Here is a 14,523-nt window from a genome sequence, read left to right on the forward strand (position 1 = left end):
TCACAAGGCTAGATCCTCAGGTGTGAATGTCATCTTGAATGAACGATAGGGAGCGAAATCGCTCGACTTCATTCCCTGCATTTCTGTCAAACGTCCAATATTCTTGACCGCCGCTACAGCCGAAGCGTCAAACGGACCATCGCCACTGGACTTGGCCACGCTGACCGAAGTCACCGTACCATCGGGCAACATGCCGATTTGCAGCACAACCGTCATGCCTTTGCGTGCCGAAGGAGGACGAGCCCAACCTTCCGCTGCCCGAGCACGAATCAGATCATCGAAACTGCCCGCGGTTTCATCGCCCTGCTCATCGGCCAAGGCTTGCTGACGCTGCGGCGTGTCGGAAAGCAAATCAGCCAGGGCCTGAGCCTTTTTCTCTTCGGCAGATTTACGCGCCGCTTCCTGCGATTTTTTCTTCGCAGCATCGGCAGCAGCTTTCTTCTTCGCTTCCTCGGCGACTTTTTTCTTCGCCTCGTCCGCTTCAGCTTTCTTCTTGGCGTCTTCCGCGGCTTTCTTCTTCGCGTCTTCGACTATCTTTTTCTTCGCTTCTTCAGCGGCCTCTTTCTTGGCCTCTTCTTCAGCGGCTTTCTTGGCTTCTTCTTCAGCTTTCTTCTTGGCTATATCAGCCAATTGTTTCTGTTCGGCCTTTTTGGCTTCGGCGGTCTTCTTCGCTTCATCGGCTTTCTTGGCTTCATCAGCCTTTTTCGCCTCTTCCGCTTTCTTCGACTCGTCGGCCTTCTTGGCTTCCTCGGCTTTTTGAGCCGCCGCTTCTTTCTTTTGTTCCGCAGCCTTCACCGCTTCCTGCTCGACCTTCTTCTGTTCCATCTGTTCGACTTCGGTCTGGCGCGCAGCGGATTTCTGCGCTTCACCCGCAATCTTCTGATTGGTCTGGGTGGTCGCCCGACTTTTCGATTTCAGTTGGTACAGGGTCGCCTGGACGATCGGCTTGGCCGGCGGCAATTCCGGTGTCATGGAAAAACTGACGAACAGCATGCCAAACACCAGCACGTGCAGGCCGATCGCCCAGACACTAGGCCAGAAGTAGCTTTCCGAGGCTGTCGGCTCTCGCTGTTGCTGCATCAGGGCGCCTCGGTAATCAAGCCAACATTACCGACCCCGGCTTTCTGCAACCCACCCATGGCGCCCATGACGGAGCCGTAATCGACGCTCTTGTCGCCACGAATGAAGACCTGGGTGTGCTTGCCGTTTTCATTACCGGCGCTGATGATCTTGGTCACGGCGCTGGTCATCTGCGGCAGGGTCATGGCCCTGTCCTGCTGCTTATCGGTGTCGACTTCGCTGCCAAGGTTCCAGTAATAGGTCTTGTCAGCCTTGATCGAAATGGTCAGGACCTGGGTGTTGTTGTCTTGCGGCAAGGCTTCGCTGGAAACCTTGGGCAGATCAACTTTCACGCCCTGATTGAGCATCGGTGCGGTCACCATGAAGATAACCAGCAGTACCAGCATCACGTCGATGTAAGGCACCACGTTCATCTCGGCAACCGGCTTGCGCTTTTTGCGAGCTCGAGCGATTAAAGCCATTGGGAATTACCTGCTTATTCTTCGCTGGTGTGCACTTTGCGGTGCAGGATCGCCTGGAACTCGTCGGCGAAGGTGTAGTAACGGCTAAGCAAGGTTTCGCTGCGGGCAGAGAAACGGTTGTAAGCGATAACGGCCGGGATCGCCGCGAACAGGCCGATGGCCGTTGCAACCAGTGCCTCGGCAATACCTGGAGCCACGGTGGCCAGGGTCGCTTGCTGGGCAGTTGCCAGGCCGCGGAAGGAGTTCATGATGCCCCAGACTGTACCGAACAGGCCGATGTACGGGCTGACGGAACCGACGGTCGCAAGAAACGGCAGGCTCTGCTCGAGCTTTTCTTCTTCGCGGGAAATGGCCACGCGCATGGCGCGCGCCACACCTTCCATGACCGCTTCCGGATCAACGCCTGGCTGCTGACGCAGACGGGAGAACTCCTTGAAACCTGCACGGAAGATCTGCTCTACGCCGGAATCCGGGTCAGGGTTGCTGCCGGCCTGACGGTAGAGTTTGGACAGGTCGATGCCGGACCAGAAGCGCTCTTCAAAGCTCTCCAGGGCACGTCGACCGGCGCGCAGCAAATTGCTGCGCTGAAAGATCATGATCCACGAGGTCACCGATGCGGCTACCAGGATCAGCATTACCAACTGCACCACAACGCTGGCATTGCTGACCAGGCTCCACATGGAGGAATGGTCGACGACGTTAGCTTCCACGCTTTATCTCCTGCTCTGAGTGTGTACCCGCGCCGCTCACGTCGGCAAAGGCCGCACGTAGAGCTTCGGGAATGGCCCGGGGTTTCAAACTATGGGTGCGCACACAGGCCACCAAAAACTGCCCTTCGCAGAGCAGTGCATTATCCGCGGCTCGCCTGACCTGCTGTTTAAAGCGCAGGCTGACGCGGTTCAATTCGATTACTTCTGCACTTACCAGAAGCTCGTCGTCCAGTCGCGCCGGCGCGTGATAGCGCGCTTCGCTGGAATGCACGACGAACAACAGGTCCTCACCAGCAAGCTGCGATTGGGCAAAGCCCAGCTCCCGTAGCCGCTCGGTTCGAGCCCGCTCCATAAACTTAAGGTAATTAACGTAATACACGATGCCGCCGGCATCGGTGTCCTCGTAATAAACGCGACAACGATGTGCGAACGGCTCAAGCCCGTTTTGCGCGCGCATACTCTAGTGGTTACTCCTCAGGTTGCCAATCCGGCCAGGCAACTGTTTTTCATTCTCGAACGACTTTCGTGCGAAAGATCGGCAATCGCAGCCCCCTAGGACCGCACAAAGCCGAAATAAATCGGCACGCAGAGGTCGTCATTCGTCTACTGCATCAAGAAACTCGTCTACCACGGGCATTTCACCCAACCGAGACGGGATATTCAAACCGAAATGCAAGTACGCATGCCGGGTTACGACCCGACCACGCGGGGTCCGCATGATATAGCCCTGCTGAATCAGATAGGGTTCCAGCACATCCTCGATGGTGTGCCGCTCTTCGCTGATCGCCGCCGCGAGACTGTCCACCCCGACCGGGCCGCCATCGAACTTCTCGATCATGGTCAGCAGCAGACGCCGGTCCTGGTGATCGAAGCCACGCTCATCGACGTCCAGCAGGTTCAGCGCCAGATCGGCAATCGGTTTAGTGATATGCCCCTTCGCCCGGACTTCGGCAAAATCGCGCACCCGGCGCAACAAGCGGTTGGCGATACGCGGCGTGCCACGGGCCCGACGGGCGATTTCAAAGGCGCCCTCCGGGTCCAGCGGCAAGCCGAGGATGTTCGCCGAACGGCTGACGATGGTCGCCAGATCCGCCGTGCTATAGAACTCCAGGCGCTGAACGATACCGAAACGGTCCCGCAACGGGTTGGTCAGCATCCCGGCGCGGGTAGTAGCGCCGACCAGGGTGAACGGTGGCAGGTCGAGCTTGATCGAACGCGCCGCCGGCCCTTCACCGATCATGATGTCGAGCTGGAAGTCTTCCATGGCCGGGTACAGCACTTCTTCGACAATCGGCGACAGTCGATGGATCTCGTCGATGAACAGCACATCATGCGGTTCGAGGTTGGTCAGCAACGCCGCCAGATCTCCCGGACGCTCGAGGACCGGCCCAGAGGTGCTTTTGATCGACACGCCCATTTCCTGGGCAATGATGTTGGCCAAGGTGGTTTTACCCAGCCCCGGCGGACCGAAGATCAGCGTGTGATCGAGGGATTCGTTGCGCCCGCGGGCAGCCTGGATGAACAACTCCATCTGCTCGCGAACGGTCGGCTGGCCGATGTATTCGGCCAGGCTGACGGGACGAATCGCGCGGTCCTGGACTTCTTCGCGGTCACGGGGGCCACCCGTGGCGGCGATCAGACGATCAGCTTCAATCACTTAAATCATTCCCTTCAGGGCGCGACGAATCAGGTCTTCACTGCTCAAGCCTTTCTCCTTGATGGCAGAAATCGCCTTGCTGGCCTCCTGCGGCTTGTAGCCCAGGGAAATCAACGCACTCACCGCGTCATTTTCGGCGGTGGCCACGGGTATTGGCGCATCCGGCTGATTCGGCACCAGGGCGAACATGCTTGGCACGGTCTCCCAGGCCTTGAAACGATCCTTGAGTTCCACCAGCAAACGCTCGGCGGTCTTCTTGCCGACGCCCGGCACCTTGGTCAACGCCGATGTGTCCTGCGCCTGCACGCAGCGCACCAGCTCATCGACTTCAAGGCTCGACATCAAGGCCAGCGCCAACTTGGGGCCCACGCCATTGAGGCGGATCAGCTCACGGAAAAAATCGCGCTCACGCTTGCCAATGAAGCCGTAGAGCAGTTGGGCGTCTTCACGCACAACCAAATGGGTGTGCAAGGTGATCGGCTCTCCGACCGACGGCAGTCGATAAAGCGTGGTCATCGGCACTTCCAGCTCATAGCCCAGACCATTTACATCCAGAATCAGGTGCGGCGGCTGCTTCTCAGCCAAGGTGCCGCGCAAACGTCCAATCACGTTTCAAATCCTTAAGCGTTGGCCAGATCTGGCTGACGAGTACCAAAGTGAGCGTGGCGGCCGGCAAAACAGGCGCAAAACGCTCAACGGATAAAATGAGTGGGCTGATGCTATCAGATCAGAGGCGAAGGCGACCGCCACGACTGCGAGCCGCCCCCAGACCATGGGGTAACAGGCTGGAACGGGTGTGAGCATGACAAATGGCGATTGCCAGGGCATCCGAGGCATCGATTTGCGGTTTGCTGGTCAGTTTCAGCATGTGCATGACCATCATCTGCACCTGCTCTTTATTCGCCGCGCCCGTCCCGGTCACCGCCTGCTTGACCTGGGTTGCGGTGTATTCGGCGATTTCCAGGTTTTCTTCGGCGCCGGCAACGATGGCCGCGCCACGAGCCTGGCCCAGCTTCAAGGCCGAGTCGGCGTTACGGGCCATAAAGACCTTTTCGATCCCCATGGTGACCGGGCCGTAGGTCTGGATGACTTCACGCACACCGCGGTAAACGATTTGCAGCCGTTCATGCAACTCGCCGCTGCCGGTACGAATGCAGCCCGAGGCCACGTACACGCAGCCACGGCCGGTATCGCGTACCACGCCGTAACCGGTAATGCGCGAACCGGGGTCGATACCAAGAATTAAAGTCATAACGCCTGCGGGTTTAGAGAGTGAGGCCAGCACAGAGCAGGCTGTGCCGAGTGCACATTTTGCGGCCCTGCCGAAAACCCTGTGGGAGCCGGGCTTGCCCGCGATAGCGGTAGAACATTCAACATCAATGTCGAGCCTGCCGACGTCATCGCGAACAAGCCCGGCTCCCACACCAGATCTGCGTCGCCCATCAGCCCAGCTGCGCGGCCACCGACTCTGGAATATCGGCATTGGAATAAACGTTCTGCACGTCATCCAGGTCTTCGAGCATGTCGATCAGCTTGAGGATCTTCTCGGCGCCTTCCAGGTCCAGTTCGGCACTGGTGGTCGGCAGCATGACGATTTCCGCGTCATGACCTTTGAAGCCAGCAGCTTCCAGAGCATTACGAACCGAGTAGAAGCCGGCGAACGAAGTGAACACATCAATCGAGCCGTCTTCGTGGGTGACCACGTCATCGGCGTCAGCTTCCATGGCCGCTTCCATCAGCGCGTCTTCGTCGACGCCCGGCGCGAAGGAAATCTGCCCCTTGCGCTCGAACAGGTAGGCCACCGAGCCGTCGGTCCCCAGGTTGCCGCCACACTTGCTGAAAGCGTGACGAACAGCCGCTGCGGTGCGGTTGCGGTTGTCAGTCATGCACTCGACCATCACCGCTACACCGCCCGGACCGTAACCTTCGTAGCTCAGCTCGACCATGTCGTCGGTGTCGGCAGCACCAGCACCACGAGCCACCGCGCGATCGATGATGTCACGGCTCATGTTCGCGCCAAGGGCTTTATCCAGCGCCAGACGCAAACGCGGGTTGGAGCCCGGATCACCGCCACCCTGACGGGCTGCGACAGTCAGTTCACGAATCCACTTGGTGAAAATCTTGCCCTTCTTGGCATCCTGACGTTCTTTGCGGTGCTTGATGTTCGCCCACTTGGAATGACCCGCCATAACTCGCTCCGAATTCTCTTTAAAACAATTCTCTATAAAACAATGCCCGCACGCCCATGAAGGCGAGCGGGCAACACAATCTGGATCTGACACCCCGGCGCATCGCTTGATGTGCCAGGGTGCTCGGTCTTACTCAGCCTTAGGCTGTTCGCGCAGGCGAATGTGCAGCTCGCGCAGCGCCTTGGCGTCGACCAGGCCAGGAGCCTGAGTCATGACGCAGGCAGCGCTCTGGGTTTTCGGGAAGGCAATCACTTCACGGATCGACTGGGCGCCGGTCATCAGCATCACCAGACGGTCGAGACCGAAAGCCAGACCACCGTGCGGCGGCGCGCCGTATTTCAGGGCGTCGAGCAGGAAGCCGAATTTCTCTTCCTGTTCCGCTTCGCTGATACCCAGCAGACGGAAGACCGACTGCTGCATTTCCTTGCGGTGGATACGGATCGAACCGCCACCCAGCTCAGTGCCGTTCAATACCATGTCGTAGGCACGGGACAGAGCGGTCGCCGGGCTGGCTTCGAGCTCTTCTGGCGTGCACTTCGGTGCGGTGAACGGGTGGTGCAAGGCGGTGAAGCTGCCGTCGTCGTTCTCTTCGAACATCGGGAAGTCGACAACCCACATCGGTGCCCACTCGCAGGTCAGCAGGTTCAGGTCGTGACCGACCTTGATCCGCAGTGCGCCCAGCGCTTCGCTGACAATCTTGGCCTTGTCGGCACCGAAGAACACGATGTCGCCATCAACCGCGCCAACGCGATCGAGGATCACATTGAGGTTGGCTTCAGGGATATTTTTGACAATAGGCGATTGCAGCCCTTCAACGCCCTTCGCGCGCTCGTTGACCTTGATGTACGCCAGGCCCTTGGCACCGTAGATGCCGACGAACTTGGTGTAGTCGTCGATCTTGCTGCGCGGCATGCTCGCCCCGCCTGGAACGCGCAGAGCGGCGATACGGCTTTTCGGGTCGTTGGCCGGGCCACTGAAGACCTTGAAATCGACTTCCTTGAGCTGGTCGGCAACGTCAACCAGTTCCAGCGGGTTACGCAGGTCCGGCTTGTCGGAACCGTAACGACGCATGGCCTCGTCCCAGGTCATGTGCGGGAATTCACCGAATTCCAGACCCAGCACTTCCTTGAACAGGTTGCGGATCATGCCTTCGGTCAGACCCATGATCTCGGCTTCGTTGAGGAAGCTGGTCTCGATGTCGATCTGGGTGAATTCCGGCTGACGGTCGGCACGCAGGTCTTCGTCGCGGAAGCATTTGGCGATCTGGTAGTAACGATCGAAGCCGGCGACCATCAGCAGTTGCTTGAACAGCTGCGGCGATTGCGGCAAGGCGAAGAAGCTGCCAGCGTGAGTACGGCTCGGCACCAGATAGTCACGTGCGCCCTCTGGGGTTGCACGAGTCAGGATCGGCGTCTCAACGTCGAGGAAGCCATTCTCATCCAGGTAGCGACGGATGCTGGTAGTCATGCGCGAACGCAGACGCAGCTTCTCGAGCATTTCCGGACGACGCAGGTCGATAAAGCGATAACGCAGGCGGGTTTCTTCGCCAACGTCGGAGAATTCGTTGAGCGGGAACGGCGGGGTTTCCGCTTCGTTCAATACTTCCAGCTCGTAGCCCAGCACTTCGATCATGCCCGAAGCCATGTTGGCATTACCGGCACCGGCTGGACGCAGGCGCACCTTACCGGTGATCTTGACCACGTATTCGCTGCGCACACGGTCGGCGGCGGCGAAGGTTTCGGCGCGATCCGGATCGAACACCACCTGGGCCAGACCTTCACGATCACGGATATCGAGGAAGATCACCCCGCCGTGGTCACGACGACGGTGGACCCATCCGCAAAGGGTAACTTCCTGACCTTCCAGGCTTTCGTTCAGTTGGCCGCAATAATGGCTGCGCATCATGGTAGTGGTTTCACTTCTCGTAATTCGAAATTCGTTTGGAGGCCTTGCCGCACCACCGCACTTCAATAAGGTGCCTGATGATGCAAGAGCTCACGCGTGTCGTTCAACTTAGTCAGCTTTGTCGCCGCCAGCCAGATTCTTCTTCGAACCGGTTTTGAAATCGGTCTCGTACCAGCCGGTGCCGCTGAGGCGGAAGCCTGGCATGGACAGCATCTTTTTCAATTCGGGTGCCTGGCAGGCAGGGCAGTCGACCAACGGTGCTGCGCTGATCTTCTGAATGGCTTCCAACTGATGACCACAGGAAGCACATTGATAGTCGTACATCGGCATGGGGTTGTCTCGGCAATCAGATTATCACCGCGCAAACGTCGGGTTTCGCGGCAAAGGGCGGGATTATATCCATTAAATCGAGCCTGTGCAGCCGTAACGCTGCACAGGCACATGCTCATTCGGGTGACGCCTGGCCACACGAGCCGTCCCCATCACCGAGCGGCACGTCATTCAACGCTACAGGCGTCCTCATTCAAACTGTGTACAACGCACACCACCCGGACCAACCCGCTGAAATTTTTCACCCCGCCATGACGCAGGTGTACCTCTCTATCAACGTAGGAAAGCAAAGCGCTCACCGAGCAACAGTTGATTTTCGCCATCCTGGCCAAAATGTCCCAATAGACCTGCTCAAGGCGCAAACAGGTGGCAAATCCATTCAAACGCACTGATCGGGACAATGGGCGCGCCAACCCCATGTCAAACTCCCGAACAAAAGGATCTCTCTTCCCCTCCTGCTTTCCATCTTGAAACCGAGCGACTTCGATTGTCCCTTGCCCTATTCCTCGACTCATACTGCTGACACTCCTTTGTCATACTTGCTTTCAACAAGAGCAACCCTCTGTTTCCTTATAGAAACGCAGGCGGATAGTTATATCCAGATGACTTTATGACCATCAACGTAGGACAAGCCAACAACCGTAGGGAGACCGTTAACACGGTCCTACATCTGCCTATAAAGCGGAATTTCAGCGCGGGAAAAGTCAAAACCACCGAGCGAATAAAGCCGAAAAAGGCTCGGACATCGCCCTATCAGAGAAGCATCTCAGACCACGGACAGGAGAAGCACTGACGGCGCCGGGCACCCTCTGACACTCGCGCACCTCTTTCCCCTCTATAGAAGAAAACACCCTGAATCCACGAACTCAAGGCGTTTTCTCTGCCCGCAGCAGGCCAAAAAACCGATCGAGCTCTCTAGAACAAGCCTTCAGGCAACACCTGCGACCAGCACGCACAAACCGCCATCCGCCTCCGCCGCCATGCCCCCTGCACTTGATTTGAGAAGGCCTGGGCTTTGCTGTTAAATAGAGGCGTGTCGCTGCCTCTATTTTCCTGGGCGCAGCGCATAGGCTGATAGCGGGTACGTGCCCAGCGCCTCCCATTGTTCAGAAGCGAACCGTGCTCAATCAGCTCTTCCTTGTGATCCGTCTTAACGTGAGTCAATCAAAATGTTGAAAATCGTCCACCTGCTAACGGGCGCAGCGGCTTTGCTGCTGTCCTTCATCCCTAGCTTGCGAACCGAAGCCGCACCTTACCTGCAACAACCTGACGCGCTGTACCTGGCGTTCTTCGGCTTGCTCAACCTGACCCTCGCGCCGGTTATTCCTTACTGGAACAAAGGTCCACGTCACCAACTGCAAAATCTGGTCAGTGCCTTGCTGGTGCTTGCCGTTGTTGTGCAAACCCTGACCCTCCTCGCACCGATGCCGGTCATTGGTGGTCAGCCCGCAGTCCTGCTTAGCCTCATCGTCGCCCTGATCGCCGTACTTCTGCACCTGGCCATCAGCTTTTATAAATCCTCTCCTGCTGCCGCTACGCAAAATTACGACATGACCAATCGTGATACCGGCACCGTCAAATGGTTCAACACCTCCAAAGGCTTCGGTTTCATTTCTCGCGATTCCGGAGACGATATTTTTGTGCACTTCCGTGCAATCCGCGGTGAAGGTCACCGCGTCCTGGTCGAAGGCCAGCGCGTGGAGTTTTCTGTCATGAACCGTGACAAGGGCCTGCAAGCTGAAGACGTGATCGCCGCGTTGCCGCGTCGCTGATGTAAGTTCCGCTACGCCCACACTAAAAAACCGCGATGCAGCCTGGCTGCATCGCGGTTTTTTTATCGACTGCCGATGTGTCGCCCCGGCCAGCACTCAGTAATGCGGTGGTGGAGCCTCTTCTTCGAAGGACTCGAACTGCCCGGCCGCTTCTTCCTGGCGCTTGAGCAACGCTTCCATTTGCAACTGCAAGCGCTCGACCACCCGCTGCTGTGTTACCAGCACATCATTCATCGCTTCAATCGTGTCATCCTGAAACGCCAGACGACTTTCCAGTTCGGTAATGCGCTCTTCCAGGCTCATGGTTCAGCCCTCCAGAAACGTGAAGTCATTGGTCAAGACCAAACGCAGCCGTTCGCGAATTACTGCCACTTCTTCGGCACTGTAAGGCTTGGCCGGGTGTTTGCCCCAAACCGGGGCTGGCCAGGCGGCATCATTGCGCTTACGCACAATGACATGCATGTGTAGCTGACTGACAACATTCCCCAGGGTCGCGATATTCAACTTGTCGGCGTCGAACGAATCCTTGAGCGTTTCGGCCAACTCGGTTGTTTCCCGCCACAACTGCTGCTGGTCGGCGACATCCAGTTGAAACAACTCGCTGATATCCTCACGACGCGGCACCAGGATAAACCAGGGGTAATTCGAATCATTGGACAGCAACAACCGACTTAGTGGGAAATCCCCAATCGGCAGGGTGTCTTGTTCAAGTCGTGGATCTAAGGCGAACACCGCGCGCACTCCCGCACTTTGCATGAGACTCAGTTTAGCGCCCAGCCCGAAGGCTAATCGCCCGTATATAACAGCAGCATACCCGTGAACGCCGCACGGATCACTGCGAAAAAACAGGGCACACAGCCCCGAGCCGGATGACCCGATACAAACGCTCAACGCACGAGCGCCCTGGTACTGAACATTTTCATTCTCGACGCACCACCTCAGCACCAGACCTCGGCGCTTCGTCAAAAAATCAACGACCTATCAGCGGATGTAGATCTGCATTCGAGGTCTTCGCTGTACGAATTTCGTACAGTTTTGAAAATTTTTTGCACCAAATCTGCACACTGCGTCTACGCTGAAAACGTCGAGCATCCGCCGTCTACTCACCCGCGAGGGTGGAGCAGTAACATTTGTGTGCTAATACCCATGCTCTTTGATGGTGCAACACTAGAAGAACCGCGGCGTCAAGCTCAAACAGATCGGCCCTGAAAGCCCCGGTTTTATGCGGCTTTAGTCATTAAGGCAGGTTTTTTTGAAAAAACCGGCAACAAAAAGCCGATTTGTGCACGCTTGTTGCATTCATACACACATCGCCTGTAAGGCATCCGCTGGAAGTCGGAACCTAAAGGCTCATAACAATAGCGGCATGGCTGCCCAGGGAGCTTCAAGTGCAGGACAGGGATTTCTTTTTCTGATACTGAAGCCTTGGAAAACAACGCTGAAGTTGTCAGTCCGAAGGCAAAAAAATTGTGAAATTACGACCTCTACAGCGCATTTTGCGACAGGGCCGTAAAGAAGCTGAAAGGTTAGATACGCAAGTATCGCCAACATTGTCGGCGTGATATAAGTTTGCGCCGACACAAAAAGAAAGAGCCGCCCAGATAATAAATCAGGTGGGACGGCAGTACTCTTCTAAAACCAAAGGAGCAAATCACGATGCGCGTGATGAAGTGGAGCATGATCGCCCTGGCTGTTACTGCAGCTACCGGCGCCCAAGTCGCTATGGCCGACCCGTTTGTAACCGACCAGGCTGACGCAAAAGGTTTCGTTGAAGGCGCCTCCGCTGGCGTGGTACTGAAGAACTACTACTTCAACCGTAACAACAAAAATGGCGCTGAAGACCAGAAAGACTGGACTCAGGGCGTACTGGGCAAGTTCAACTCTGGCTATACCCAGGGTACGGTTGGTGTGGGCGTTGAAGCCTACGGCGATGCCGCCTTTAAACTGGACGGTACTGACGCGCAGTCGGGTACGGGCAACATGAGCCGCACCACCTTCCGCGACGCAAACGGCAAAGTTATTGGCCACGACGTCAACAGCGAAATGGGTAAAGCGGGTGCAGCACTGAAGGTTCGCATCTCCAAAACCGAGCTGAAAGTGGGTGACTTCACACCTTCCACCGCCCCGGTATTCGCTGTTGGCGGCTCCCGCATGTTCCAACAAACCGCTAGCGGTTTCCAACTGCAGAGCAGCGAGATTAAAAACCTCGATCTCGAGGCCGGTCACTTCACCGGTGGTAGCAGCCAGGACCAAACCCGTCACAATGGCGAGCTTTGGACCCAGTACGCTGGCACCAAGGTCGAAGCTGCTGATTACTTGGGTGGTAAATACGGCATCAATGACAACCTGAGCGTTTCGCTCTACGGTGCCAAGTTCCAGGACACCTGGACCCAGTACTACGGCAACGCGAACTACACCATTCCGTTGGCGACTGACCAGTCCCTGAACTTCGACTTCAACCTGTATCAGACAAACGATACCGGTGCAGCGAAAGCAGGCAAAATCGATAACACCACCTACTCGCTGGCAGCGGCCTACTCCTTCCTGAAGGCGCACACCGTTACTCTGGCGTTCCAGCAGGTTCACGGTGATACACCATTCGACTACATCGGTGTAGGCGATAACAACCGTGGTGGCGACTCGATCTTCCTGGCCAACTCGATTCAGTACTCTGACTTCAACGGCCCTGAAGAAAAATCCATCCAGGTACGTTATGACCTGAAAATGGCTGAGTACGGCGTACCAGGCCTGAGCTTCATGGCTCGTTATGCTCACGGTCAAGGCATCGACGGCACCAAGATGGCTGCTGACAGCCCTTACCGCGCCTACGGTTACGGCGAAGACGGTCGTCACAACGAGACCAACCTGGAAGCCAAATACGTTGTCCAGACTGGTCCTCTCAAAGACCTGTCCTTCCGTGCTCGCCAAGCTTGGCACAGAGGCAACAACGACCAGGCCGAAGGCAATATCGACGAGTTCCGCCTGATCACCGAGTACCCAATCAACATCCTGTAATCGCTTCGGCTACAGTTGTTCGATTGATATAAAAAAGGCCCATCAGTGATGGGCCTTTTTTTTATGACTGTGTCCCGTCCTGAATAAGGTTTACACCTTCTGATCTATTTTCAGGAGGGAGTAATGGAATCAGCAAAAAGGCGTAGTCAGCGAGACTACACGCTGACTTTTAAATTGTCGGTCGTCGACCAGGTCGAAAAAGGCGAGCTGAGTTATAAAGAGGCTCAGGAGCGCTACGGGATTCAAGGCAAAACGACCGTTCTGATGTGGTTGCGCAAGCATGGTCGGCAAGATTGGAGCCCAGGCACATACATTGGCTCGCCGAGGATGGGGTCTATGCCCGACAAAAACCGACCATTAACGCCAGAGCAACGCATCAAAGAGCTTGAAGAGCAGCTGGCTCTGTCCAATCAGAAAGCGCAGTTTTTCGAAGCTGTCGTGGATGTCTTGAAGAATGACTACGGCCTCTCTGTCATAAAAAAGCGTCCCGGCAAGTCCTCGCGCAAAAGCGAGTCCAAAACCTGAGTATCAGCAGGGCTTGCCAGTTCATGGGGATAAGCCGCCAGGCTTACTACAAACGCAATCGCGCTGATGCTGCTCGCCGCGTTCTGGATCAGAAAGTTGCCGATTTCGTTCAGCAAAAGCGTCAGCGGCAGCCACGTCTGGGCACCCGAAAGCTGCATTACTTGCTGCATTGCCAGCCTCAACTTGAGCTGCAAGTGGGTCGAGATCGGCTGTTTTCGATTCTGCGCGAAAGGCGTTTATTGGTGGTCCGCAAGCGGGCCTATCACAAAACGACCGACAGCCATCATCGCTTTCGACGCCATCCGAACCTGCTCAAGCCCGGTCCTGATCAGGTTGTTGCAAGCGGCCCGGAACAAGTCTGGGTGGCTGACATCACCTATTTGCCAACTCAGGAAGGCGTGGCCTATCTAAGCCTCGTGACGGATGCTTTTTCGCGAAAGATCGTGGGTTATCACGTCCATGAGAGCCTGCACGCCGAGTCGGTAGCGCATGCGCTGCGCCGGGCGGTGAAACGCCGTCGAACGGAGCAGTCGCTGGTCCACCACTCGGATAGAGGCAGCCAGTATTGCTCGGGAATGTACCAGGAACTGCACGCGAAACACGGCATCCGGTGTTCTATGACGGACGGCTATGACTGCTACCAAAATGCATTGGCAGAGCGGGTCAACGGGATATTAAAGACAGAGCTTATGCTCCAGCGACCGCAGGATTTGACGCAGGCGAAGAAGATGGTGAGTGAGTCGGTATCGATCTATAACGGCGAGCGACCGCACTTGTCTTTGAAATACAAAACGCCCGATGCGGTGCATCGGGCGTTGAAGTGAAACAGGTGTAAACCTATTTCAGGACTAGACACTGCTTGATGACAACATGAAATTA

15 protein-coding genes and 1 pseudogene are annotated in these 14,523 nt (G+C 56.6%); 3 read left to right on the forward strand and 13 right to left on the reverse strand.

Annotated features, from left to right (window positions below; translation table 11 throughout):
• The 11 genes from tolA to AC3WK5_RS09000 form a co-directional block, all read right to left on the reverse strand.
• Positions 1–1,080 (reverse strand): cell envelope integrity protein TolA, encoded by a 1,080-nt coding sequence (gene tolA / locus AC3WK5_RS08950; protein ID WP_103315012.1) that lies wholly within the window; start codon positions 1,078–1,080, stop codon positions 1–3.
• Entirely contained in the window at positions 1,080–1,532 is a 453-nt protein-coding gene (gene tolR / locus AC3WK5_RS08955; RefSeq protein WP_162174768.1) for a protein TolR, read from the reverse strand. The genes tolA and tolR overlap by 1 nt, the downstream gene beginning before the upstream one ends.
• A 23-nt stretch (positions 1,533–1,555) precedes the next feature.
• Positions 1,556–2,251: a protein TolQ gene (gene tolQ, locus AC3WK5_RS08960; RefSeq protein WP_019693256.1), complete on the reverse strand. Its 696-nt coding sequence runs from the start codon at positions 2,249–2,251 to the stop codon at positions 1,556–1,558.
• Entirely contained in the window at positions 2,241–2,708 is a 468-nt protein-coding gene (ybgC, locus tag AC3WK5_RS08965) for a tol-pal system-associated acyl-CoA thioesterase (protein WP_103315013.1), read from the reverse strand. Before ybgC ends, tolQ begins: the two co-directional genes overlap by 11 nt.
• A gap of 138 nt (positions 2,709–2,846) precedes the next feature.
• Positions 2,847–3,908 (reverse strand): Holliday junction branch migration DNA helicase RuvB, encoded by a 1,062-nt coding sequence (ruvB, locus tag AC3WK5_RS08970; protein WP_103315014.1) that lies wholly within the window; start codon positions 3,906–3,908, stop codon positions 2,847–2,849.
• Positions 3,909–4,517, reverse strand: a complete 609-nt coding sequence (gene ruvA / locus AC3WK5_RS08975; protein WP_054593714.1) for a Holliday junction branch migration protein RuvA — start codon at positions 4,515–4,517, stop codon at positions 3,909–3,911. It abuts the gene before it with no gap.
• A 118-nt stretch (positions 4,518–4,635) separates the two neighbouring features.
• Entirely contained in the window at positions 4,636–5,160 is a 525-nt protein-coding gene (ruvC, locus tag AC3WK5_RS08980) for a crossover junction endodeoxyribonuclease RuvC (protein ID WP_046032063.1), read from the reverse strand.
• 190 nt (positions 5,161–5,350) lie between these two features.
• Positions 5,351–6,097, reverse strand: coding sequence for a YebC/PmpR family DNA-binding transcriptional regulator (locus tag AC3WK5_RS08985; RefSeq protein WP_054593715.1), 747 nt, complete (start codon positions 6,095–6,097; stop codon positions 5,351–5,353).
• Between the two features lie 129 nt (positions 6,098–6,226).
• On the reverse strand, positions 6,227–8,002 hold the full coding sequence (aspS, locus tag AC3WK5_RS08990) for an aspartate--tRNA ligase (protein WP_103315015.1): 1,776 nt from the start codon (positions 8,000–8,002) through the stop codon (positions 6,227–6,229).
• Between the two features lie 108 nt (positions 8,003–8,110).
• On the reverse strand, positions 8,111–8,332 hold the full coding sequence (locus AC3WK5_RS08995; protein ID WP_010457489.1) for an FmdB family zinc ribbon protein: 222 nt from the start codon (positions 8,330–8,332) through the stop codon (positions 8,111–8,113).
• Positions 8,333–8,499: 167 nt separating this feature from the next.
• Positions 8,500–8,847: a ribbon-helix-helix domain-containing protein gene (locus tag AC3WK5_RS09000; RefSeq protein ID WP_173859946.1), complete on the reverse strand. Its 348-nt coding sequence runs from the start codon at positions 8,845–8,847 to the stop codon at positions 8,500–8,502.
• A gap of 654 nt (positions 8,848–9,501) precedes the next feature.
• On the opposite strand from AC3WK5_RS09000, the gene AC3WK5_RS09005 reads away from it, so the two are divergent.
• Entirely contained in the window at positions 9,502–10,104 is a 603-nt protein-coding gene (locus AC3WK5_RS09005) for a cold-shock protein (RefSeq protein WP_054593717.1), read from the forward strand.
• 96 nt (positions 10,105–10,200) lie between these two features.
• Here the strand turns inward: AC3WK5_RS09005 and AC3WK5_RS09010 are convergent, their stop codons facing one another.
• Together AC3WK5_RS09010 and AC3WK5_RS09015 are read right to left on the reverse strand one after the other, a co-directional pair.
• Positions 10,201–10,407, reverse strand: coding sequence for a SlyX family protein (locus tag AC3WK5_RS09010; protein ID WP_019693266.1), 207 nt, complete (start codon positions 10,405–10,407; stop codon positions 10,201–10,203).
• 3 nt (positions 10,408–10,410) lie between these two features.
• The gene (locus tag AC3WK5_RS09015; RefSeq protein ID WP_103315106.1) at positions 10,411–10,836 is read right to left on the reverse strand and encodes an HIT family protein; all 426 of its coding nucleotides are present in this window, start codon (positions 10,834–10,836) and stop codon (positions 10,411–10,413) included.
• 924 nt (positions 10,837–11,760) lie between these two features.
• Between AC3WK5_RS09015 and AC3WK5_RS09020 the strand changes: the two genes are divergently transcribed.
• Together AC3WK5_RS09020 and AC3WK5_RS09025 are read left to right on the forward strand one after the other, a co-directional pair.
• Positions 11,761–13,119, forward strand: a complete 1,359-nt coding sequence (locus tag AC3WK5_RS09020; protein ID WP_103315016.1) for an OprD family porin — start codon at positions 11,761–11,763, stop codon at positions 13,117–13,119.
• 123 nt (positions 13,120–13,242) lie between these two features.
• Positions 13,243–14,496: pseudogene (locus AC3WK5_RS09025) on the forward strand (IS3 family transposase).
• Positions 14,497–14,523 lie beyond the last annotated feature (27 nt).

It is taken from the genome of Pseudomonas sp. FW306-02-D09B, assembly GCF_058782685.1.